Genomic DNA, 23,046 nt, shown 5'->3' on the forward strand with positions numbered 1-23,046 from the left:
GTGAACCGCATGCCACCGACCCATGAAACCGGGTTAGTGAAATTTGACCCTTCGGGCAGTCGGGATGGCGCGCCCTGCCTATGCCAGAACGACCCAAAGGGTGGCTTTGCAGTCAGGCCGCGACGTGCAGGTGCCGGGCCAGCGCCCGCATCGCCAGGTCGGTGTCCGTTCCGACGTGGAGCCCGGTGGACTCCAACGCCTGACGGAGGAGCTCCAGGAGCAGACGGGCCTCGGACTCACCCGATCGGCGCTCCTCGGTGTGCCCTCCCCGGCGGCGCAGGACGTCGAGGTACGCCGCCAGCGTCTCCGTGTCGGGGTCGATGCCCAGCTCGTCGACGAGCAGCCGGCGGAAGTCGCGGAACACCCGGATCGCCTCGGACCTACGGCCCTGGGCGGTCAGGGCCCGCAGCAGCACCTGCACCGCGGCCTCGGCGAACGGGTCCCGTCGCAGCGCCTCGCGGGCCAGCCGGGCAGCGACCACGAGCTCGCGCTCGTCGAGGCAGCGATCCGCGGTGTGCACGCAGGCGGCCACGACCTTGGCGGTGAAGTCCCGGCGTACCGCGTCGACCCAGTGATCCCCGGCGGACTCGACGAGCAGCCCCTGCTCGTCGAGGCCGACTGCGGCCTCGGTCAGCCGCACCGCCACGGCGGTCTCGGAGTCGGGCGCGCAACGAAGGGCGTGCCGGGCCTCCGCCAGGTCGACGCTCACCAGCCGCGGGTCCAGCAGGTAGCCGCCCGGCGTGGTCGCCAGCCAGGAGTCCCGTCCGCCTGGCGCACCCACCGACCTGCGCAGCACGCAGACGTAGCTCTCCAGGGTGGCGACGTAAGACCGCGGCGGGTTCTCGCCCCAGAGTCGGTCGGCGAGCACCTCCTTGGACACGGCTCGGCCGGGTGTGAGCGCCAGCGCCTCCAGCAGCCTGCGCGGCTTGACGCCGCCGAGCCGGCCGCCGGTCACGACCCGGTCGCCGACCCGGACGGTGGTGCCCCCGAACAGACTGATCTCCCACATGACTTCGGCGCCCTCCTCGGTCACGACCCCCCGGCCGGATGCGCTCAGTCTGTGCCTGGCACACGCGAGGGAACAGCCGCAGCGGGGGGAAGGCCCGGCCCCCACTTCTCGGTGACCCGGCTGGGTGCTGCGGCGGCGCGGACGGACTACTCCCGAGTCCGCTGTCCGCGGGTACTAGGACCATCGCCCTCTGTCGGAGGTCCGCGGGGAGTGTCAGGGTTGAGGCATCTCGCGCACGCCGAGACGGGCACGGTCACGGCCCCGGCAGAGCGTTCACGCTCTAGCCCGTGACCGTGAGTGGGACCGGCCCCTCCCCCCGGGTCGGTCCCCGTCTCGACCACCCGTCACCCGGCTCGTGGGCTAGCCCCAGAAGACCCGCTCGACGACCTGTCGGGCCCGGCGCGTGACCCGCAGGTAGTCGTCGACGAGCTTGTCGGACTCCCCCGGCGCGTAGCCACGGATGTGCGCCACCGCCGCGCGTTCGCGGGTGTCGCGCGGCAACGAGTCGGCCGGCTTCCCGCGCACCTGGATGATCGCGTTGCGCAGCCCGCTCGCCGTCCGCCACGCGGCTGCGAGCGCCTGGGCGTCGCCGATGTCGAGCAGGTCGGCGTCGACGGCGGCCGTCAACGCGTCGAGCGTCCGGGTGGTGCGCAGTGCGGGTACGGCGCCGGCGTGCTGCATCTGCAGCAGCTGCACGGTCCACTCCACGTCGGCGAGCCCGCCGCGCCCGAGCTTGAGATGCGAGGCGGGGTCCGCGCCACGGGGCAGCCGCTCGTCATCGACACGCGCCTTGATCCGACGTACCTCCCGAACGTCGTCGTCGCTGATCCCGGACTCCGGGAACCGCAGCGGGTCGATCAGGGCGGTGAAGCGCTCACAGAGGTCCGGGTCGCCGATGGACGCGGATGCGCGCAGCAGCGCCTGCGCCTCCCACACCGCGGACCACTTCGCGTAGTAGGCCGCGAACGAGTCGAGCGAGCGGGCCAACGGGCCCTGCTTCCCTTCGGGCCGCAGCCCGGCGTCGACATCGAGGGCCGGGTCGGTGCCCGGCAGTGCGAGCAGCCGGCGCATCTCGTTGGCGACGTCGTGGGCGGCCCGGGACGCGTCCTCGGCCGAGGCCCCCTCCACGGGGTCGTGCACGAACATAACGTCCGCGTCGCTGGCGAAGCTCATCTCCCCGCCGCCGAGCCGCCCCATCGCCACGATCGCGATCCGGGTGGGCATCGGTCCGCGCCGCTCCGCCTCGACCGCCATCGTGGCGACGGTCAAGGCCGCCTCGAGGGTCGCGAGCGTGAGGTCGGTCAGCGCGTAGCCCACCTGCGCCGTGTCGAGGTCGCCGAGCAGGTCGGCGACCGCGACCCGGAACAGCTCGCGACGCCGCATCGCCCTGATGGCGGTGATCGCCTCCACCGGGTCGTGGTGCCGGCGGGCGGCCGAGACCATCTCCTTCTGGACCGTCTCGCGGTCGCGGGGCACCAGGCCGTCCTCCTCGCCGAGCAGCTTCACGCCCTGCGGAGCCCGTTGCAGCAGGTCGGTGGCGTAGCGGCTGGAGGCGAGAAGGGTAGCGAGCCGCTGGGCGACCTGGCCCTCGTCACGCAGCGTCTTGAGGTACCAGTGCGTGGTGCCGAGGGCGTCGGAGATCCGGCGGAAGCCGAGCAGCCCGGCGTCGGGGTTGGGCGCGTCGGCGAACCACTCGAGCATCGCCGGCAGCAGGGTGCGCTGGATGCTGGCGGCCCGGCTCATGCCGGAGGTGAGGGCCTCGAGGTGCCGCAGGGCCGCGACCGGGTCCTCGTAGCCGAGCGCGGCGAGCCGCTGCTGCGCCGCCTCCGGGGTCAGCCGCACCTCGTCGCTGGGCAGCTTCGCCACGGCGGCGAGCAGAGGCCGGTAGAAGAGCTTCTCGTGCAGCCGCTGCACCTCCCTGCGGTGCCGCCGCCACTCCCGGTCCAGCTGGGCCACCGGGTCCTTGGTCATCCCCATGGAGCGGCCGAGGCAGCGCAGCGCGTCCTCGTCGTCGGGTACGACGTGGGTGCGGCGCAGCTGCGAGAGCTGGATCCGATGCTCCAGGGTGCGCAGGAACCGGTAGGCCTCATCGAGTGCGGCGCCGTCGTCGCGTCCGACGTACCCGCCCCTGGTGAGCTGCGTCAATGCGCTCAGCGTCGCGGGCGAGCGCACCGACTCGTCGGCCCGGCCGTGCACCATCTGCAGCAGCTGCACGGCGAACTCGACGTCGCGCAGGCCGCCCGAGCCGAGCTTGAGCTGCCGCTTCGTCTCGGCAGCGGGGATGTGGTCGAGGACCCGGCGACGCATCGTCTGGACCTCGGTGACGAAACCCTCGCGCTCGGCCGCAGACCAGACCGACGGCGTGATGCGCTCGATGTACCGCTGCCCGATCTCGGGGTCCCCGGCGACGGGCCGGGCCTTGAGGAGCGCCTGGAACTCCCAGGTGTTCGCCCAGCGCTCGTAGTAGCCCTGGTGGCTGGCCAGGGTGCGGACTAGCGGGCCGGCCTTGCCCTCGGGGCGCAACGCCGCGTCGACCGGCCAGATCGTGCCCTCCCCGGTGTGGTCGGAGCAGACCCGGATGAGGTGCGAGGCGAGCTGGGTGCCGACCCGGACAGCTGCCTGCTCCTCGTGCCCCTCGGCCGGCTCCACGACGAAGATCACGTCGACGTCGCTGACGTAGTTCAGCTCGTGACCGCCACACTTGCCCATCGCGATGACCGCGAGCCGCGCCGCCTGACCGGCCTCACCGACACGGGAACGGGCGACCGCGAGCCCGGCCTCCAGGGTGGCGGCGGCGAGGTCGGAGAGCTCCGCCGCGACGTCGTCGACGCCGACGCCATGCGCCAGGTCGCGCGCGGCAAGCCGGAGCAGCAACCGGCGGTACTCGACCCGCATCGCGTCGACCGCCTCGGTGTCGGGCCGGGTGGCCGTCGGGCAGTCGTCCGTCGGGTCGGCGCCGACCGCCTCGAGCATGCTGGCCCTGAGGTGGTACGCCGCCGCGCGGGTCGACTCGAGGGTGGGGTCGGTGAGGTCGTGCCAGTGCTCGGGATACCGGAGCAGGTGGTCGCCGAGAGCGGAGCTCGCACCGAGCACGCTGAGCAGCCGCCGGGCGGTGCCCTCGTCGTCGGCCACCGCCGCCAGCAGGTCAGCGCGGTCGGTCACCCGGTCGGCGATGTCGGCGAGGTAGCGGGCGGCCTGGTCGGGGTCGGCGGCGACCTCGCTGTGCCGGACCAGCGCGTCGCCGGCCGGGGCGATCCGGTCCAGGGCGGCGGTGGTGCCCTCGACGTCGCGGTAGCCCAGGCGGGCCAGCCGCCCGGTGACCGTGCTGACGCGGCCGTCGCTCACGGGACCGCCGGCGCCCGGGTGCGTACGCCGGCGACGAAGCTCTCCACCAGCGGCCGCCAGGTGGCCCGCAGCTCGGGCTCGGCGTCCGTCACGTGCCGGAGGTACTCGTAGACGTCGATGCCCCGCTCGGTCGCGTCGTCGCGGTCGTCGTCCGCCCAGACCCGGATGATGTCGCCGCCCGCCTCGGGATGCCACTGCACGCCCCACACGGTCGGCGCGAACCGCGCGGCCTGCACCTCACCGCGCGGTGTCTCGGCCAGCAGCACCGCGTCGTCGGGCAGCCGCACCACGATGTCGTTGTTCCACTGCGCGGCGCGGGCCGGGCCGGAGACCGGTCCGAACAGCGCGTCCTGGGCGGCCTCCGGGCGCCAGCCGACGTCGAGTACGCCCAGCTGCTGGCCTCGCGGGTTGGGCGCGACCTCGCCGCCGAGGGCCACCGCGCAGAGCTGGTGACCCAGGCAGATGCCCCACGTGGGGACACTGTGCTCGGCCGCCTCGCGGACCAGGCGCTTGACGTCGGTGAGCCAGCCATGGTCGGCGTCGTCGTCCGCGCCCATGCTGCCGCCCAGCACGACCAGCCCGTCGTGGTCGGCGAGTGTCGCCGGCAGGTCGCCCCCGGCGTACGGCATGCGCAGGTCGAGGTCGGCACCCGCCTCCACGAGCCACTCCCCCACCCAACCCGGCGGGCAGATGGCCTCGTGCTGGACGACGAGGACGCGGGGCTGGCTCACGCGTCCGAATCTATCGGGTCGGACGCCCCGGGCCGGCGCCCCGTCGTCGAGCGCCGCGACCCCGAGGAACGAGGCCGACCGCGTCGCGATGCACCGCCGCGGGACGTGCTGTCTAGCCGGGAGCGTGAACCGGCCCGCAGATGACGGGTTCATGACCAGATCCGCCCCTCTTTCACGCCGGTTTTACCTAGCGCACAAACGATGCGTGGTCAGCGCACATCGAGTGCGGCCCCCTAGCTCGGGCTGGGGGGACGAGACATCAGCCCGTATCGAGAGCACCCCTGGGGTAACCATGAACAGTCGGAACATCGCGCGCCGGGCAGGCAGCTCGCGCGTGGACACCGAGAAGAAGGAAGTACGCGCAGGCCGGCTGCGGACGATCGGCGGCCGGACGCGTGCCGGCACTGCCGTTCTGGTGGCCTTCGGCCTCGTCGCCGCGACCGCGACGCTTGCCGGGGCCGAGGTGGTCACACCGCCGCCGAGCGGCCTTCAGGCCGTCGGCCCCGCCAGCAGCTCGCACGGGTTCCCCGTCTGGTACGAGGACACCAACAACCTCCGCCTCGAGCAGTGCCTGGATCTCGAGAACCCGCTCTGCGACAACGCCTTCCTCGCAGGAGAGACGCCGGACCCGACCAGTCCGATCAGCTTCCCGGGCAACTGGCCCGGTGAGTCGTTCTACTTCTCGGCGGGCTCGGAGCTGACCACCGCGGGTGGAGGAAAGGCCGTGCTGGTCAGCGCGCTCGAGGCGACGTTCGCCAACGAGGCCGTCCGTGACGGCGACCAGGTCGTCTTCGGCCGGGTCAGGTTCGACATCGACTTCCCGAGCGCCGGCACCTACACGGTGACCCACCCCTACGGCGTGGACAGGTTCACCGTGACCGACGCGGACGCCGACGACTACCGGTATGTCGAGGACATCACCCCTGCACCGGGCGACTTCACGCTTGCCATGAAGTCCCGGATCAACCCGTTCCTGCGATGGGACACCGGCCTGGTAACCGACGCGGCCGGCGACAAGTACGTCGGCGACCCCAACATCGCGCATGCGGTGACCGGCAGTCCGCTCGACACGAACTTCTTCCGGATCGAGGGACCGGGCATCGGCGGGCCGGGGGTCGACATGATCCAGACCGACCTGTTCAACATCATGGGCAAGGTCTCCACGAACTCCGGCGTCAAGCCGGACAAGGCCGTGTTCACAGAGACCGCGAGCGGTCGGTACCTCGACGTGTTCGCCGGTTCGGACGCCGGGGACTCGATCACGGTGGAGGCGGACGGGATCCAGAAGACGACCTTGAAGGGTGAGGGCAGCCGCTACTTCGCCCGCATACCGATTCCCGACAGCACCCCGGCCCCCGCAGAGGTGACGATCACGAACGAGAGCGACGTCCCGGTCGCAACGAAGAAGATGCCTGTGACTGACGACGTCACGATCGCGGCCGCGGTCTACGACACCGGAGCGAAGACGCTGACAGTGGAGGCGAAGTCGAGCGACGAGGTCGAGCCGCCGACGTTGTCCCTCAAGGGACTCGTCGACTCCGTCACCGGAGCCCAGGCGACCTTCACCGACGGTCGGGCGACCCTGTCGCTCGAGTCACCTCCGGCCGACGTCACGGTCGGCTCCACCGGCAAGGGCGCGGATGTCGCGCCCGTCACGGTGACCGGTGGCGAGCTGTCCACCCCGGCGCCGACCACCGCGATCATCACCGGCCCGGCGAACGTCACGTTCGGTGAGCCGGTGACGCTCGACGCCAGCGCCTCCTTGAACACCGACACCCTCGTGTGGGAGCAGACCGCCGGACCGGACATGGGGGTGACCGGCCAGACCGGCCAGCAGGTCACCTTCGCGGCTCCCCAAGACACCGCCACCCTGGAGTTCACCGTGACGGCCACCGGGTCCGGAGGCACGCACACCAGTGCCCCGTTCGTGGTCAACGTCATGGACACGCTGCCCGAGCCGGCCGCGCCGGTGGCCGTCGCGACGGCCAGCCCGGCCAACGCGATGGCGGGCCAGCAGGTGACCGTGTCCGGCGCGGGCAGCACCAACGCCGCCGAGTTTGCCTGGTCGCAGACCGGTGGCCCGACTGTCGACGTGCCGACCGGAAGCGCGGAGTCGTTCTCCTTCGGGATGCCGGCGACGACGCAGCCGCTGACCTTCACACTGACGGTGACGTCGCCCCAAGGCGCAACGTCGGAGGCCGCCACCGTCACGGTCACCCCGGTCGTCGACCAGCTGACGGTGACCTCCGCGGAGTTGCGGACCAGCAAGACGGAGTGGCGGATCAGCGGCACGGCGAGCATCGTCACGGGCAACACGGTGAGCGTGTACCTGCAGACGGCCACCGGTGAGAAGGGTGCCCTCGTCGGCAGCGGACCGGTCGCCGCCCCGGTGGCTCCGGCCACCACTGGGGACTGGTCGGTCCGGGCTCGAGGCGGGGTCTCCCCGAACGGCGCGAACCGTCTGATCGTCGAGTCGAGCCGAGGTGGGGTTCTGACGAACGTCTCCTTCAGCACGCGCCGATAGGCGCCCGCGGACCGGCGACACCCGGTCGGCTCCCCTGACACGACCGTCCGGCCCTCACCGGCCGGGCGGTCGTGCCAGTCGACCACCGGACCTCGAGAGGGCACTGGGTCAGCTCGGCCGCTCAGATGATCGGCAGCATGAGGTCGCGCTCGAACGCGGAGACCTGCACGCGGTAGTCCTCCCACTCCTTGCGCTTGTTGCGCAGGAAGAAGTCGTAGACGTGCTCGCCCAGGGTCTCGGCGAGCAGCTCGGAGCTCTCCGCCACCTCGATGGCCTCGTAGAGGCTCTTCGGCAGCGGGTCGATGCCGAGCGACTTGCGCTCCCTCTCGTTGAGCGACCACACGTCGTCCTCGGCCTCGCGCGGCAGCTCGTAGCCCTCCTCGATGCCCTTGAGACCGGCCGCGAGGATCACCGCGAACGCGAGGTAGGGGTTGCACGCCGAGTCGATCGTCCGCAGCTCCATGCGCGTCGACTGGCCCTTGTTGGGCTTGTACATCGGGACCCGGATCATCGCCGAGCGGTTGTTGTGGCCCCAGCAGATGTACGACGGCGCCTCGCCGCCCCACATCAGCCGCTTGTAGGAGTTCACCCACTGGTTGGTGACCACCGTGATCTCGGAGGCGTGCTTGAGGACGCCGGCGATGAACTGGCGGCCGACGGTCGAGAGCTGGTACTCCGATCCGGCGGCGAAGAACGCGTTGCGGTCGCCCTCGAACAGCGACACGTGCGTGTGCATCCCGGAGCCCGGGTGGGTGGTGAACGGCTTGGGCATGAACGACGCCCAGATTCCCTGCGACAGCGCGACCTCGCGGACCACCGTGCGGAACGTCATCACGTTGTCGGCCGTCGACAACGCGTCGGCGTACCTCAGGTCGATCTCCTGCTGCCCGGGCCCACCCTCGTGGTGGCTGAACTCGACGGAGATGCCCATCGCCTCGAGCATCGAGATCGCCTCGCGACGGAAGTCCGAGCCCATGCTCTGCGCGGTGTGGTCGAAGTAGCCGCTGCGGTCGACGGGGACCGGGTCGCCGCCGGGCTCCGGGGTGTCCTTGAAGAGGTAGAACTCGATCTCGGGGTGTGTGTAGAAGGTGAAGCCGGCCTCGGCGGCCTTCGACAGTGTGCGCTTGAGCACGAACCGTGGGTCGGCGTACGACGGGGAGCCGTCCGGCATCACGATGTCGCAGAACATCCGCGCTGTCGCCGGCCCTTCACCGCGCCACGGCAGGATCTGGAACGTCGACGGGTCGGGCTTGGCCAGCATGTCCGCCTCGTAGACCCGGGCGAAGCCCTCGATCGCCGAGCCGTCGAAGCCGATGCCCTCCGTGAAGGCACCCTCGAGCTCGGCCGGCGCGACGGCCACCGACTTCAGCGAGCCCAGCACGTCGGTGAACCAGAGCCGCACGAAGCGCACGTCGCGCTCCTCCAGGGCGCGGAGCACGAAGTCTTCCTGCTTGCCCATGGCTTCCTCCCGCTAGTTCGTGGTCCCTCAGGTGTCGGCGGCCAGTCTGACCTTCCCATGTTTCACCCCGGTATCCGGGGACCGGCCCGCTGCCCGGTGATCGACCCGCTCCCGGTGATCGAGCCCGGCGAGATCACTCAGGCACGTTGCGGCGCAGCTCGTCGAGCCACACCCGCGCGTTGCCGTCGGAGGGGGCACGCCAGTCACCCCGCGGTGACAGCGAGCCACCGGCGACCACCTTCGGGCCGTTGGGCAGCGCGGACCGCTTGAACTGGCTGAACGCGAAGAACCGCTGCACGAACACCTCGAGCCACTTCCGGATGGTCGGCAGGTCGTAGGCGATCCGCCGCGACTCGTCGAAGCCCGGCGGCCAGGCGCCCCGGTCGGCGTCGGCCCACGCGTGGTGGGCGAGGAACGCGATCCGGCTCGGCGGGAAGCCGTAGCGCAGGACGTGGAACAGCGTGAAGTCCTGCAGGGCGTAGGGGCCGATCGCGTCCTCGGTGCTCTGCGGCCGCTCCCCCTCCTCCGCCGGCACCAGCTCGGGTGAGATCTCCTGGTCCAGGATCTCCAGGAGTACGTCGCTGGCACCCGGCTCCAGCTGGGCGGTGGCCACCACCCATCGGATGAGGTGCTGGATCAGCGTCTTCGGGATGCCGGCGTTCACGCCGTAGTGCGACATCTGGTCACCGACGCCGTACGTGCACCAGCCCAGGGCCAGCTCGGAGAGGTCGCCGGTGCCGAGCACGATGCCGCCGCGGTGGTTGGCGATCCGGAACAGGTAGTCCGTGCGCAGCCCGGCCTGCACGTTCTCGAACGTGACGTCGTAGACGGGTTCGCCGTCGGCGAAGGGATGGTCGAGGTCGTCCAGCATCCGCGTCGCCGCCGGCCGGATGTCGATCTCCTCGAACGTCACGCCCAGTGCCTGCGCCAGCCGGGTGGCGTTGGTCTTCGTCCCCGAGCTGGTCGCGAAGCCCGGCATCGTGATCCCGTGGATGTCTGAACGGGGTCGGCCGAGCCGGTCCATGGCCTTCGCGGCCACGATCAACGCGTGCGTCGAGTCGAGGCCGCCCGACAGCCCGATCACGACCTTGGGGCTGCCGATCGCGTTGAGCCGCTGCTCCAGGCCGGACACCTGGATGTTGTAGGCCTCGTAGCAGTCGAGGGCGAGGCGTTCGGGATCGTCGGGCACGAACGGGTACCGGTCCATCACGCGACGCAGCCCGATGTCGCCCGTGGGCGGCGTGAGCGCGACCTCGACGGTGCGGAACTCCGAGACCCGCTGCCCGAGCGTCCGCCGGTTGTCGTCGAACGTGCCCTGCCGCAGCCGCTCCTGCCGCAGCCGCATCAGGTCGACGTCGGCGACCGATCGTCTCGGGCCGTCGGGGAAGCGCTCGGTCTCGTCGAGCAGCTCGCCCATCTCGAACATCATCGTCTGCCCGTCCCACGACAGGTCCGTGCTGGACTCGCCGAACCCGGCCGCGGCGTACACGTAGGCCGCGAGGCACCGCTTCGACGCCGACTGGACGAGGAGCCGGCGGTCCTCGGCCCGGCCGACTGTGATGGGGCTGCCGGACAGGTTGATGAGGACCGTGGCACCGGCAAGCGCGGCCTCCGCGCTGGGCGGCACCGGCACCCACATGTCCTCGCAGATCTCGACGTGCACGACCAGGCCCGGCACCGCCGGGGCGGAGAACAGCAGGTCGGGACCGAACGGGACCTCCACGCCGCCGAGCACGATCGCCTCGCCGCGTTGGTCGTCTCCGGGCGCGAAGTGTCGCCGCTCGTAGAACTCGCGGTAGGTCGGCAGGTAGGACTTCGGCGCGACTCCGAGCACCCGGCCGCCGTGCACAACGACCGCGCAGTTGAGCACGCGCAGCCCCTGGCGCAGCGGCGCGCCGACGACGAGCATCACGTCGAGGTCCGCGGACCCCGCGACTACGTCGGCGATGGCTCCCTCGACCTCGTCGAGCAGGGTCTCCTGCAGCAGCAGGTCCTCGATGGCGTAGCCGCTCAGCGTCAGCTCGGGGAACACCGCCACCACGACGCCCTCCGCGGCGCAGCCACGTGCCTCGTCGAGCACCGCCTGCGCGTTGGCCCGCGGGTCGGCGATGGAGGTGGTCACCGTGCAGGCCGCGACTCGTGCGAAGCCCTGGTCGTACGCCGAATGGAAGTCCACGTCCCGAGTCTGCCAGCCCCGACGTGACCCGGGACACAGGGCGCACCGCCGCGATCCGGGGATAGCCTGGAAAGGATCCGGGGACTCCATGAGGGAGCCTCGAGAGCACAGCGTGTGGAGGTACTCCATGAGCGAGACGGCCGCCCCCTACGGCACCGGTCCGGCGGCACCCGACGCCGCGAAGCCGCTACGCCGGGTCCGGACGCATCACCTGCGGGAGATGAAGGAGCGCGGCGAGAAGTTCGCGATGCTCACCGCCTACGAGATGTACGCCGCGCAGACGTTCGACGAGGCCGGCATCCCGGTGATGCTGGTCGGCGACTCGGCCTCCAACAACGTCTACGCCAACGAGACCTCGCTGCCGGTGACGGTCGACGAGCTGATCCCGTTGGTCCGTGCGGTCACCCGGTCGGCGAAGCGGGCGTTGATCGTCGCCGACCTCCCGTTCGGCTCCTACCAGGCCTCCCCCGAGCAGGCCTTCCACACGTCCGTGCGATTCATGAAGGAGGCCAACGCCCACGCCGTCAAGCTGGAGGGCGGCGTGGAGATGGTCCCCCAGGTCGAGAAGCTCACCCAGTCGGGTGTCCCCGTGATGGCGCACATCGGGTTCACGCCGCAGTCCGAGCACAACCTCGGCGGCTACCGCGTGCAGGGTCGTGGAGACAGCGCGTCCCGGCTCGTCGACGCGGCCAAGGCGATGGAAGCCGCGGGTGCGTTCTCCCTGGTGATGGAGATGGTGCCCGGAGACGTCGCCGCCCAGGTCACCAAGGAGCTCACCATCCCGACGATCGGCATCGGCGCCGGCCCGCACTGCGACGGACAGGTGCTGGTGTGGCAGGACGCGTTCGGCCTTCGCACCGGACGGATGGCGAAGTTCGTCAAGCAGTACGCCGACGTGCACGGGGTGCTGCTCGAGGCGGCGAAGCAGTACGCCGCCGAGGTGGCGGACGGCACGTTCCCCGGGCCGGAGCACACGTTCTGACGACGGCTCCGACCGTCTCACTTCAGTCGCGCGGCACGAGCAGCATCACTGCGAACCACACTGCGATTGCAACGACCGGCAGCAGTATCGACGCCCGCGGATGCCGGGTGAACCAGCGCGTCGCGACGACGAGAAGCACCACCCAGAAGACCGGCAGAACGAGCGAGTTCAGCCAACCGGGCAACGCGATCGCGGAGTACGCGTAGAGGAAGAACGCAACAGCGAGGCCACCGATCACCAAGAACGGCCCGGACTTGTCGAGCTGCTGGTTCATGCGATGAGCCTCCCATCATTCGCGGGACGCAGCCTCAGACCCCAACAAATCAAGGGGTTCTGAGGCCATGAAGTCACTGGTCACTATCGAACGTGGTCGACGTTGGCAATCGCGACACGCGATGCGACTTTGCGGATTTCGTTTACCTCACGCCTCAATGTTGCCAAGATCATCTTCGAGGGGGCGACCGATGGCCGCCTAACCCCGTCAGGGAACAGTGAAGGCCGACACCGGGTCGGGCTCTCGAACCAGGAGGCAGCAGTGCCTGCAGCAACGAAGACCGCGGCGAAGAAGGCTCCCGCCAAGAAGGCCACGAAGAAGGCCACCGCCACCAAGTCCGCGGCCAAGAGGACCGTGGCCAAGAAGTCTCCCGCCAAGAAGACCACCACCAAGAAGGTCGCAGCGAAGAAGGCACCGGCCAAGAAGACCGCCACGAAGGCCACCGCCAAGAAGTCGCCGGCCAAGAAGGTCGCGAAGAAGGCTGTGAAGAAGGCGGCCAAGAAGGCCAGCGCCACCAAGAGCGCCGCCAAGAAGACAGCGAAGAAGTCGCCCGCCAAGAAGTCGACCGCGAAGAAGACCGTGACCAAGAAGGCCCCGGCCGCCAAGAAGACCGCCACCAAGAAGGTCGCGGCGAAGAAGGCGCCGGCCAAGAAGACCGCCACTCGCAAGGCGGGCGCCACCAAGGCCACCGCCAAGCGGACCGCGAAGAAGTAGAACTCACGCACGAGGCCCCGTCACCGCTGGTCGGTGACGGGGCCTCGTCGTGTCTGCGGGAGGGGTCAGTCCTCCATGTCGTCGTCGTTCCAGTTGGGGTCGTTCTCCCACTGCTCGTTGCGCTCGGCGACCTTGTCGAGCGCGCGGGACGCCTCCTCCGAGGTGGCGTAGGGACCCAGGCGGTCAGCGTTCTTGCAGCCGTCCGCGCCCTCCACCGTGTGGTGCTTCAGGCAGAACCAGTACTCCGTGTCGCTCATCGATCCTCCGGTCGCTCGGTCGTGCCGCCGCGCGCGTGCACGCTGGTCGTTCCCTCTGCCTCGGAAACTACACTCGACGGGTGACCGCGATCGCCCCTGCCGCCGTGTCTCCCCGCCGTCCCGTGCCCGGCCACATCGCGCGTCCGGAGTACGTCGACCGGCCATCCCCGGCAACGTACGAAGGGCCCGAGGTCAAGGACTCGGAGACGATCGAGCGGATGCGCGTGGCCGGGCGGCTGGCCGCGCAGGCGCTCCAGGTCGTCGGCAAGCAGGTCAGCCCAGGCACCACCACGGACGAGCTCGACCGCATCGGCCACGAGTTCCTCTGCGACAACGGCGCCTACCCCTCGACGTTGGGCTACCGGAGGTTCCCGAAGTCGCTATGCACCAGCGTCAACGAGGTGATCTGCCACGGCATCCCCGACAGCCGGGTCATCGAGGACGGCGACATCGTGAACGTCGACATCACCGCCTACGTCGGCGGGGTGCACGGTGACACCAACGCGACGTTCCTCGCCGGTGACGTCGACGAGGAGAGCCGGCTGCTCGTCGAGCGCACCGAGGAGTCACTGCGCCGCGCCATCAAGGCGGTGCGCCCGGGCCGGCAGGTGAACGTGATCGGACGGGTCATCGAGTCCTACGCGAAGCGGTTCGGCTACGGCGTCGTACGCGAGTTCACCGGCCACGGGATCGGCACGTCGTTCCACTCGGGGCTGATCATCCCGCACTTCGACACACCGATGTACGACACCGTCATCGAGCCGGGCATGACGTTCACGATCGAGCCGATGCTGTGCCTGGGCACGCACGAGTGGGAGATGTGGCCCGACGACTGGACCGTGGTCACCAAGGACGGGCGCCGCAGCGCGCAGTTCGAGCACACGCTGCTCGTCACGGACTCCGGCGCCGAGGTGCTCACCCTCCCCTGAGGTTCGCCGCGGATCGTCAGGTCAGCTGGTCGAGGGTGCCGTCGGCCTCCGCCAGCCGGCGCTCCACGCGCAGCACGCCGGCCTCGTGCTCCGCGTCGCCGGACATCACCGCCGCCAGCCGCAGGTGCGGCAGCGCGTCGGCGTAGCGGGACTGGCGCTCGAGCACCCGGCCCAGCGCGAACCGCGCCCACACGTCGGTCGGGTTGTTCTCCACCAGACGCTCGAGGTCCTCCTGGGCCCGACCGAGCTGGGCGCTCTTGAAGTACGCCCAGGCACGCAGTGTGCGCAACGCGCTGGAGTCCGGCTCCGCGGACAGTGCGGGGTCGAGGATCTCGATCGCCTTCAACGGCGCGGACCCCTCGATGAGGTTCCACGCCTGCTGGTAGGCGTCGGCGGGATGCTTGGTGCCGCCGTCGTCGTACGACGCGGGCAGCTCGAACGGTGGCAGGCTCACGGATCCTCCAATCGGCCCCTCCAACGTACGCCGCGCCGTCGGGATTCCCGGACACCGGCGGCGGCCGTGTCCGGCACCCTAGAGTGCCGGAGTGACGCCACTGGAGCTGCCCGGATCCCCCGACGACCGCGACGCGTGGGCGACGTTCCTGGTGGAGCGCTGCGACGACATGCTCGACGAGGTACGCCGTGCCGCCGACACGCTCGCGGAGCCGACCGACCGGGCCCACGACAGTGCCGACGTGCTGCGGTTGTGGGGGCGGTTGAGCACCGCGCTGCTGAACGCCACCACCGCCGCCCGGCTGGTCGGCCAGGCTCACCCGGACGCCGTGATCCGGGAGCGGGCCGACGCCGCCGAGCAGCAGGTCGCCGCGGTCGCCAACGAGGTCCGGCTCGACCGCGGGATCTACCAGACGCTCGCCTCGCTCGACGCCTACGGGCTCGACGACGCCTCTTCCCGGATGCTGCACATGACCCTGCGCGACTTCCGCCGGGCCGGGGTCGACCGCGACGACGAGACCCGGGCCCGACTGCGCGAGCTGGCCGAACGCGACGTGACGTTGTCGCAGACCTTCGAGCGCACCGTGAGTGCCGACGTGCGGAGCGTCCAGCTGCGCCCCGACCAGCTCGACGGCCTCCCCGACGACTACGTCTCGGCCCATCCACCCGGGCCGGACGGGACGGTCACCGTCACCACCGACTATCCCGACGCGCTGCCCTTCCGAGAGTTCGCCACCGACCGCGAGGCCCGGCACCTGCTGCTGCGGGAGTTCTACAACCGCGGCTTCCCCGACAACGACGCCGTGCTGCGCGAGATCCTGGAGATCCGCCGCGAGCGCGCCGAGCTGTTGGACTACTCCGGCTGGCCGGACTACGACGCCGAGATCCGGATGATCGGCTCCGAGCCCGCGATCCGCGAGTTCGTCGACCGGCTCAGCGCGGAGTCCGCGGAGGCGTCCGCAAGGAGCCTCGCCGACCTGGTGGAGCGACAGCGGCAGGACCACCCCGAGCTGACCACGATGAGCTGGGCGGACTCGTGGTACTGGACGCAGGTCGTCCGGCGCGAGCGCTACGGACTGGATGCCCAGGAGGTCCGCCGGTACTTCGACTTCGCGAAGGTCCGGGCCGGCGTGCTCGACGTGACGTCCCGGCTGTTCGGGCTCGAGTACGTCGAGCGGCCGGACGCGCCGACGTGGCATGCCGACGTCTCGACGTACGACGTGATCCTCGACGGTGCGCTGCTCGGCCGGATCCACCTCGACCTGCACCCCCGCGACGGGAAGTTCAAGCACGCCGCGCACTTCCCGCTGGTCAAGGGGATCCGCGACGTCCAGCTCCCGCAGTCGGCTCTGCTCTGCAACCTGCCGCGGGGCCTGATGTCGCACGACGACGTGGTGACGCTGCTGCACGAGTTCGGCCACCTGATCCACGCGATCGTCGGCGGTCGGCAGGACTGGGCGCGGTTCTCGGGCGTGGCCACCGAGCGGGACTTCATCGAGGCGCCCAGCCAGATGCTCGAGGAGTGGGCGCGGAACGCCTCCGTGCTGGGCACGTTCGCGACCGACGCCGAGGGCCGCCCGATCCCCGAGGACCTGGTCCGTCGGATGCGGGACGCGAACTCGTTCAACCTCGCCAACGAGCTGCGCGTGCAGATGTTCTACGCCGCGACCTCGGTGGGCATCCACGCCGACGTACCCACGGACCTCGCGGCGTACGTCGACCAGCTCGCCGCGACGTACTTCCCCTACGAGCCGCTGGCCGACACCCACCACTACGCATCGTTCGGCCACCTCGCGGACGAGGGCTACGGCTCGTCGTACTACACCTACCTGTGGAGCCTGGTCATCTCGAAGGACCTCTTCTCGGCCTTCGACGAGGGTGACCTGCTCGCGCCCGAGGTCGCCCGGAGGTACCGCGACACCGTGCTCGAGCCCGGCGGCAGCCGGGACGCGGCCGACCTGGTCGAGGCGTTCCTCGGCAGACCGACCGACACCCGCGCCTTCGACGCGTGGCTGGCCGGCTGACCGACCTCAGACTCGGCGGTCGCCGTCCTCGCGGCGCGGCTTCGCGGTCGCGGTCATCGCGGCCACCAGGACGGCGCCCACGATCATCGCGGCGCCGACCAGGTCGGTTCGCCCGCGCGCCACCACCGCCAAGATCACGCCCATGACGCCCAGCAGGCCGGCGAACGCCATCAGCGCGCCTCGAGCCGTCATCGTGTGTCCCCTCACTAGGTTCCGGGACCCGGGAATTACGGAACCAACATACGGAATCTGCTCCATTTTGTCAGGACCGGCCTGGGACGGACGGGCCTGCGCGTCCTCGTACGCAGAGGAGGAGAGGGGAGCGGGCGGCGCTGATACCCGCCGGACGGCCACACCTGGGGGGTGACGCGACTGCGCCGCCGGACGTCTCCGACGGCGCAGTCTCTTCTCATTGGCGAGGGCTGCCTGGCTGGCCGGGGAAACCCGACAGACGACCCTCTACCGCGCGGTCACCTTGTTGGAGCGCCCTGACCACGGGCTGTTGCCTGCCGCGCTGCTGGCCCGCACCTGGAACCGGTACTTGCCCTTCGGCAGAGTCACCTTCACCTTCGTCGCCTTCGGTCCCACCGACTTGGGCCGCAGGACCTTCGCTGCTCGGCCGGGCCGGAGCTTCAGCGCCCGGACGTCATAGCCGTTGCGCACCGCGCCGTTGGCCTTCGGGGGCCGCCAGCGAGCGGTTGCGGTCTTGACGCCGCGCGGCTTCCCGGACTTCGCCTTGGCGATGGACGGAGCGAGGGGGACGATCGCACGCCCACCCCGGGGACCGGCACCGGCACCGGCACCGGGGGGCGTCCCGCTGCCGGGGCCAGGTGGAACCAGTTTTGTGAACCTGCGGGTGATCTGCGGCCCCAGGTTGCCGGCAGCATCCTGCTGGACGGCGTGCAGGAGGGTGTCCCCGGTGATCAGGAACGGACCGGTGAAGACGGTGCCGTTCTGGCTCGGGTCGCCGCCGCGCAGGTTGAACAGGATCCTGCCCCCGTCCTCGCCCGCCATGGTCACCGACACCCGGTCCCGGAAGGTGCCGCCGTCCGGGGAGACAGTCGGCACCCCGGGCGCCACGAAGTCCTTCAGGACCGTTCTGGTGTTCTGCGCTCCCCCGGGGATCGGGGCATGCTCAGCGGTGACGGTGATGGCGCCGTCGAGCGTGGTCAGCTCGGCCGCGGAGAAGGTCGCCCTCCAGGTCACTTCAGTCGGGACAGCATCTGGTGGGGTGCCGACCAGACTCGCCTGCCGACTGATTGTCGGGGGCGTTCCATCGGACAGGTCGACGCGAACCGTCGGCGACACACCTCCGGTCACACCCGACACCGTCAGGTCCGAGCCCGGGTTGTTCAGGTTGATGCTCACCGGCGACACGTCTTGGATCGCCCGCCTCGCCCTTCGCGGGCACCCCTCGGGTATCGGGGCGCCGGCACCGACGCGGTCGGCCGTCGCTTCGTTGTAGGGGGGGTCCCCCTCCGGGTCGCCACCGACGCCGTACGTCGCCTCCAGCACGGTCGGAGTCCGGGCGGCCGCGATCACCTCGGCGTCGACCGGAATTCCGTCTCTGCTAGTGGTGAAGGTCGCGGTCCAGGTGCTGCCGTCGAGCTCCAGCGTGTTGTCCTCGTCCGACGTGTTGGCGTCCGCCCGCCATTCATCCGCGGCAAACGGAAACCGGACGAGGACGTTCACGTTGTCGAGGTCGAGGTCGGCACCCAGCGTGCCGGTGACCGTGAACGCGTCGTTCCCCTCGTTTCCGACCGGTCTGCTCGTGACCTTGATGTCCTCGACGGTGGCGAAGTCGTCGTCGACACCGCCGCCCGTCAGGTGGACCTCGTCGCCGGGGATGACCTCGGGGGTCACCCCGATCCAGCAGAACGGCTGGGCGCCCGCGTTGATCTCCAACGTCCCTGAGGCGTCCGGGGTACCGGTCGCCGACGACACCGGGAGGCCGCCTCGCTCCAGCGTGATGGTGTACGTCTCGTCGTCGAGGCCGCTGACCGCCACGACGCTGCTCTCGGGACTCACCACGATGACCCGGGGACCACTTACTGCTGCATTGACAGGGGGCACCAACGCGCTTGCCCCCAAAGCCGTTACTGCGGTCAGCGCCAGGCCCCACCTGGCACCTTTCCTCCTTCTCCCGCCTGCATGCATCTGCCTCACCGCTCCCCTTGGTTGAGGTGTCTATACCGATGAGCATGCCGACGCTTCGTCAAGGACTCGCAAAAAATGCCCACACACCCACCCCTTCCAGCAGCGGACGGGATCATCCGCCGCAACCGGACTGCGCGCAGGTCGGAGGCTCGGGAGGGATGAGCTGGCCTTTAGGCCGGGAACTATTTGCGGTGGGTCACTGACCTGCGGCGGAACACCGAGAGGGCCACCCTGACCTGCGGTGACGCCGTTTGTCAGCGTTGGCAGCCGGTGGCCGTTTGTGAACGTCTTGCGGACTTTCTGCGGACTGTCCGCGCACTGCTCAAGGTCCCGAGGATCGGCTCACCGACGCTCAAGATGTGACCCTCAGCGCCCCATTCCGGGAGACTGCTAGCAATGTTCCCCCGTTGGAGGTGGCGCAGGTAGGTCGAGGCGTTCCCGGATTAGTGCTGGAACGCTCTCGTCATGGATACGCTCGGCACGCAAGTGCAGACGCACCCATCGGACGGCCGAATGGACATGCCCCTGCTCCCGTCGAACGTTGGCCTGACGGGCGTCCATGTTTGCTAACCGAAAGACGTTCCCGTCGATTGACTCCGGCCATGCTGCCGGCGGGTTGTTCAGGGCACGAGCGAACTCGTTGAGGGCAGGCGCGAGGCGCCTCGACTCCCGCTTGAATGTCGGTAGCCGACGCGCGACTTCTGCCTTAGTCACCCGATTGTCGCCCAAGAGGACCGTGTGGAAGCGATGGTTGGCTGCGTTTAGCGCGCAAGCCGCTGCTAGGTAGTACGCGGCCGCTTCAGACTTCTCCATGACCGGCTCAGCCTGGGCGCCGGCTGGGGCCGCAGTCACCACGCCGAACAGTCCAGCAACAACGACGCAGGCCAGCGGGCGAAGCGTCATGAGATCCCCCTGAGGTGAGACTCGCCACTAATCGGAGTATCTGCGTTCTGGTTCGCTTGCGCCAGCGTCCACGATGACTCCAGTCGGCGCGCTGCTCTGGAATCAGGGTCGAGGAGCAGCACCCCTGGTTAGGCGTCGCGCGGACGTGGCCTAGCGCCTACGCGCGATGGCAAGAGTCACGAAAACGATGCCCATCTTGTAGGCAGCAAGCAACCCGGCTACGAGCCACTGGCGGGATCCATGCCAACAGACACTAGGCTCCGTCCCAGGGTCGACCGACGATGGGAAACCCACGACCTCCCGGACGCATGTTGCCCGCCGAACGCCTCTGGATCGACGTCGAGCTGCGCGTCGAAGACGAGTGGCACCCGGGCACCCTCGAGCAGCGCAGACAGACCCGCGAAGGCGACTGGCAGGGGTGCGTGCGTTGGTCGACGGGGCCGGGAGAGAACCGGATCGGCTGGCTCAGTTATGCGGTGACCGCCTTCCCGCCTGAGTTGGCGTCCGCGGAGATGACATTTGCGGCTCAGCGTGGGGATCGAATCCGGGGAAGGAACCGGCACTGGCTTGCCTTGGCGAACCCGTCTCGTCGGGCGCTGACGCAGGCGCTGAGCGTTTGCACGCCCTTTAGCTTGCTGGTCAGTGTCAGTGTTCGGCCGCGCTTCAAGCGCTGGTCGTTGGCATGCCACGAGAATCGGTATGAGTCGGGACGCTTGTTCCACTCCCCTGGGCTGGTGATTCGCACGGTCTGGCCCACCCGGGCCGTCCCGCTCCAAGTCAGCCGCTTCACCGCCCACAGGTGCCTCCGGGTCGCGTCGAAGGTCACGACCCGCGGCGTGGTGGACACGGCGGCCACGCCGGCGACTCGCTGCGCGGCATCCTCAGTGGCGGCGTGGTCGAACCACGTAGGTTTGTAGCCTGGGAGCCGGGGCTCGACGTAGATCCGATAGTCGGCGGTCTGTAGGCCGTAGGCGAAGTACTCGTCTGTTTCGACGGAGATGGTGTTGCTGCCGGTGACGTGCATGTCTGCGACGGTGCCGCCGACGTCGCGGGCAAGGTCAACGCTACGGACCCGCACGTCCGCATAGAGGGTCGGCTGAAACTGGGCGTCCTTGGCGGAGCAGCATCCGAGCAAGCCGATCGGGCGCCGGTCGGAGGACCTCACCCGGCCGATGAAACGGCCGCCTCGTTGCACCACCGCGTCGACGCCAGCCGTTGTGGTGTCAGCGGTCACGGCGATCGGAGGTGAGGCCGCACGGGCGGTGTGGTTCCCGTGCCACTGCCAGGCCCAGTGATCCGGTGTGCCGCCCGGCTCGGAAGTGAAAAGCACCTGGTACTGACCTTCGGGCAAAGGCCCGACGCGATATCCGCCGGTGAAAGGATGGCTGAACTCCTGGCCGGCCTCGCCAGCGCTGCCGACCGGAAACACACGCACGTACACACGAGCAGCCGTCCCGGCCTGATCCACCACCCGGCCCTCGAGGTAACCCACCCCGGCCGCGCGCGCCGCAGTCCCCTGGAAAGGGACAGCGCCCGTCATCAGCACCGTCGCAAACAGCATGCCTATAACGAGGGCTCGGCCTGCGGGGGAAAGCCACTGGCGCGTTGCTTTGGTCCCCACGGCGAGCATCCCCCCGTTCGGCTGCTGATGCCACATCAGGAGTCGATTACGCATTTCCCGATCCTCGCAAGCGGGATGCGACGCTGTCAGGACTTTCACGCAGAAGGCTAACCGCCGCGGAGGCCGCCGAGATCCTAGGCATCCGCACCTCCTCTGGGCACCGGCTCGTGCTGGAAGGCAGACTGCCGAAGCAGACCCGAGACGCGAAGCGGGCGCGCAACTCGCCGACGTAAGCGGGTGTCCCTCGCCCGCATTCGCCACGGCAAGCCGCACCACTACTGGGCAGACACACGGGAAGCCGCGGATCTTCTCGGCGTCACGATCAAGCGGGTACATCAGCTCATTCGCAAGGAATTTCTGCCGGCCGTCCAGGCGCCGTACGGCCGCTGGTACTTCCGACGCGCACAGCTCGAGGTGGTGACCAACGCGAGGAACGCTCGCCACGGGGAGAAGGACCTTGGTTTTGTGGAGATGCCGCACCAAGCGGCGCGCAGGGGCTTCGTCGTGATGGCGAGACGCCCGTCAGCACATAGTCCCGTGGAATCACTCAATGACCAGTCAGCGATGCAACTTCGGACTCCGATTCCAGGTCGGGGGACTCAAGCGGCTTCCATACGTAGAACAAGAAGTCGTCCTCCATGTCAGCAATGAGGTTGTCATCGTCCTTCGCGCGACTTACGTAGGGAACGCGATTGAGGACTCCAATTCGCTAGCGCTCTTCGGATCTGCCTTCGGCACCGACGAGGACGCGCTCAGCGCGGGCGATTCCTGGCGGAGCCGGTTGGAGCGCTCCTTTTCTGTCCTCGGTATGGGGCGGACTTTGGAGCCGATCTCCGACCTCGTTCCTGGCTCCGGCGCTGTTGGAGCTGATGCAGGAACAGACTGGTCACGTCGTGCTCCCCGACACGCACGGCCTCATGACCTATCCGAGCGACGTCATGCCGATCTTCAGCCGAGTGAGCGCGCACGGGATCGGGCTTGCTCGTAGCTGCGAGGACCTTCACGGTGCTTCTTTTCGAGTAGAGACGGGGCTGCGAGGGCCAGGTCGACAGCCTCACGTGTGCGGTCGTCGCCGTCCGGGATGGCTCCGAGGAACTCTCTTCAGGGGAACGCGACGACGTCGAGGACGAGGTTGACGACCTCCTGGAGATCGCCGGCGAGGCGCCGGCTGGCGCCGTGTTCGAGCGGCGGATCGATGACCTGCGGACGAGGATGACGACGCGAGGTCGCCAATCCCGCGGACTCCTCGCGGAATGGTGGGGCGACGGACAGGCTCCGCCGCAGGTCAGAGCCATGGCGAGGGATGAGCTGGCCTGTAGGCCGGGTTCTGTTCACGCGCATCTCGCAATGCTGCGATCGGCGACCATCCATCTAGGGCTGCCGTTGCCGACAGCCTCGTGCGGTCTACCCGCGGACTCGGGCGGGCCACCCTCGATCGTCCGCGCAGGTCCCGTCTCTCGACGAGGCCCTCTTGACCTTGCTCCGGGT

Annotated in this window: 18 protein-coding genes; 6 read left to right on the forward strand and 12 right to left on the reverse strand. The window is 69.6% G+C overall.

Features of this window, described 5'->3' with window-relative positions; all coding sequences use genetic code 11:
* Positions 1 to 112 precede the first annotated feature (112 nt).
* The 3 genes from VFH10_RS00765 to VFH10_RS00775 all read right to left on the reverse strand — a co-directional run bounded on the left by VFH10_RS00765 (position 113) and on the right by VFH10_RS00775 (position 5,085).
* Positions 113 to 1,009, reverse strand: a complete 897-nt coding sequence (locus VFH10_RS00765) for an AfsR/SARP family transcriptional regulator (RefSeq protein ID WP_325125019.1) — start codon at positions 1,007 to 1,009, stop codon at positions 113 to 115.
* 360 nt (positions 1,010 to 1,369) lie between these two features.
* Positions 1,370 to 4,354, reverse strand: a complete 2,985-nt coding sequence (locus tag VFH10_RS00770; RefSeq protein WP_325125020.1) for a bifunctional [glutamine synthetase] adenylyltransferase/[glutamine synthetase]-adenylyl-L-tyrosine phosphorylase — start codon at positions 4,352 to 4,354, stop codon at positions 1,370 to 1,372.
* The gene (locus VFH10_RS00775) at positions 4,351 to 5,085 is read right to left on the reverse strand and encodes a type 1 glutamine amidotransferase (RefSeq protein WP_325125022.1); all 735 of its coding nucleotides are present in this window, start codon (positions 5,083 to 5,085) and stop codon (positions 4,351 to 4,353) included. The genes VFH10_RS00770 and VFH10_RS00775 overlap by 4 nt, the downstream gene beginning before the upstream one ends.
* 292 nt (positions 5,086 to 5,377) lie before the next feature.
* Here VFH10_RS00775 and VFH10_RS00780 point away from each other — a divergent pair, with 292 nt between their 5' ends.
* Complete coding sequence (locus tag VFH10_RS00780) at positions 5,378 to 7,609, forward strand: PKD domain-containing protein (RefSeq protein WP_325125024.1); 2,232 nt, start codon at positions 5,378 to 5,380, stop codon at positions 7,607 to 7,609.
* Positions 7,610 to 7,730: 121 nt separating this feature from the next.
* Here the strand turns inward: VFH10_RS00780 and glnA are convergent, their stop codons facing one another.
* Positions 7,731 to 9,068, reverse strand: coding sequence for a type I glutamate--ammonia ligase (gene glnA, locus VFH10_RS00785; RefSeq protein WP_325125026.1), 1,338 nt, complete (start codon positions 9,066 to 9,068; stop codon positions 7,731 to 7,733).
* Between the two features lie 133 nt (positions 9,069 to 9,201).
* The gene (locus tag VFH10_RS00790) at positions 9,202 to 11,244 is read right to left on the reverse strand and encodes an NAD(+) synthase (RefSeq protein ID WP_325125028.1); all 2,043 of its coding nucleotides are present in this window, start codon (positions 11,242 to 11,244) and stop codon (positions 9,202 to 9,204) included.
* Positions 11,245 to 11,332: 88 nt separating this feature from the next.
* Here VFH10_RS00790 and panB point away from each other — a divergent pair, with 88 nt between their 5' ends.
* Positions 11,333 to 12,226: a 3-methyl-2-oxobutanoate hydroxymethyltransferase gene (panB, locus tag VFH10_RS00795; RefSeq protein ID WP_325125030.1), complete on the forward strand. Its 894-nt coding sequence runs from the start codon at positions 11,333 to 11,335 to the stop codon at positions 12,224 to 12,226.
* Positions 12,227 to 12,248: 22 nt separating this feature from the next.
* Here panB and VFH10_RS00800 read toward each other — a convergent pair whose 3' ends face one another.
* On the reverse strand, positions 12,249 to 12,500 hold the full coding sequence (locus tag VFH10_RS00800; RefSeq protein ID WP_325125032.1) for a hypothetical protein: 252 nt from the start codon (positions 12,498 to 12,500) through the stop codon (positions 12,249 to 12,251).
* Between the two features lie 261 nt (positions 12,501 to 12,761).
* On the opposite strand from VFH10_RS00800, the gene VFH10_RS00805 reads away from it, so the two are divergent.
* A complete protein-coding gene (locus VFH10_RS00805) occupies positions 12,762 to 13,214 on the forward strand; it encodes a hypothetical protein (protein WP_325125034.1) in 453 nt (150 codons plus the stop codon).
* Positions 13,215 to 13,279: 65 nt separating this feature from the next.
* Here the strand turns inward: VFH10_RS00805 and VFH10_RS00810 are convergent, their stop codons facing one another.
* Positions 13,280 to 13,471, reverse strand: a complete 192-nt coding sequence (locus tag VFH10_RS00810) for a hypothetical protein (protein ID WP_325125036.1) — start codon at positions 13,469 to 13,471, stop codon at positions 13,280 to 13,282.
* 80 nt (positions 13,472 to 13,551) lie between these two features.
* On the opposite strand from VFH10_RS00810, the gene map reads away from it, so the two are divergent.
* Positions 13,552 to 14,400 (forward strand): type I methionyl aminopeptidase, encoded by an 849-nt coding sequence (gene map / locus VFH10_RS00815; protein WP_325125038.1) that lies wholly within the window; start codon positions 13,552 to 13,554, stop codon positions 14,398 to 14,400.
* A gap of 16 nt (positions 14,401 to 14,416) precedes the next feature.
* Here the strand turns inward: map and VFH10_RS00820 are convergent, their stop codons facing one another.
* Positions 14,417 to 14,854, reverse strand: coding sequence for a tetratricopeptide repeat protein (locus VFH10_RS00820; RefSeq protein ID WP_325125040.1), 438 nt, complete (start codon positions 14,852 to 14,854; stop codon positions 14,417 to 14,419).
* Between the two features lie 91 nt (positions 14,855 to 14,945).
* Between VFH10_RS00820 and VFH10_RS00825 the strand changes: the two genes are divergently transcribed.
* Positions 14,946 to 16,877: a M3 family metallopeptidase gene (locus VFH10_RS00825; protein ID WP_325125042.1), complete on the forward strand. Its 1,932-nt coding sequence runs from the start codon at positions 14,946 to 14,948 to the stop codon at positions 16,875 to 16,877.
* A 6-nt stretch (positions 16,878 to 16,883) separates the two neighbouring features.
* Here the strand turns inward: VFH10_RS00825 and VFH10_RS00830 are convergent, their stop codons facing one another.
* From VFH10_RS00830 to VFH10_RS00840, 3 genes are all read right to left on the reverse strand, one after another.
* The gene (locus VFH10_RS00830) at positions 16,884 to 17,069 is read right to left on the reverse strand and encodes a hypothetical protein (RefSeq protein ID WP_325125044.1); all 186 of its coding nucleotides are present in this window, start codon (positions 17,067 to 17,069) and stop codon (positions 16,884 to 16,886) included.
* A gap of 267 nt (positions 17,070 to 17,336) precedes the next feature.
* Positions 17,337 to 18,905 carry a chitobiase/beta-hexosaminidase C-terminal domain-containing protein gene (locus VFH10_RS00835; RefSeq protein ID WP_325125046.1) on the reverse strand — a complete coding sequence of 523 codons (1,569 nt, stop codon included), beginning with the start codon at positions 18,903 to 18,905 and terminating at the stop codon, positions 17,337 to 17,339.
* A 1,558-nt stretch (positions 18,906 to 20,463) separates the two neighbouring features.
* Complete coding sequence (locus VFH10_RS00840; RefSeq protein WP_325125048.1) at positions 20,464 to 21,612, reverse strand: hypothetical protein; 1,149 nt, start codon at positions 21,610 to 21,612, stop codon at positions 20,464 to 20,466.
* A gap of 183 nt (positions 21,613 to 21,795) precedes the next feature.
* Between VFH10_RS00840 and VFH10_RS18340 the strand changes: the two genes are divergently transcribed.
* A complete protein-coding gene (locus VFH10_RS18340; protein WP_414689820.1) occupies positions 21,796 to 22,209 on the forward strand; it encodes a helix-turn-helix domain-containing protein in 414 nt (137 codons plus the stop codon).
* A gap of 450 nt (positions 22,210 to 22,659) precedes the next feature.
* Here VFH10_RS18340 and VFH10_RS00845 read toward each other — a convergent pair whose 3' ends face one another.
* Positions 22,660 to 22,791 carry a hypothetical protein gene (locus VFH10_RS00845; protein WP_325125050.1) on the reverse strand — a complete coding sequence of 44 codons (132 nt, stop codon included), beginning with the start codon at positions 22,789 to 22,791 and terminating at the stop codon, positions 22,660 to 22,662.
* Between the last annotated feature and the right edge of the window lie 255 nt (positions 22,792 to 23,046).

It is taken from the genome of Nocardioides sp., assembly GCF_035697785.1.
Taxonomy (GTDB): domain Bacteria; phylum Actinomycetota; class Actinomycetes; order Propionibacteriales; family Nocardioidaceae; genus Nocardioides_B.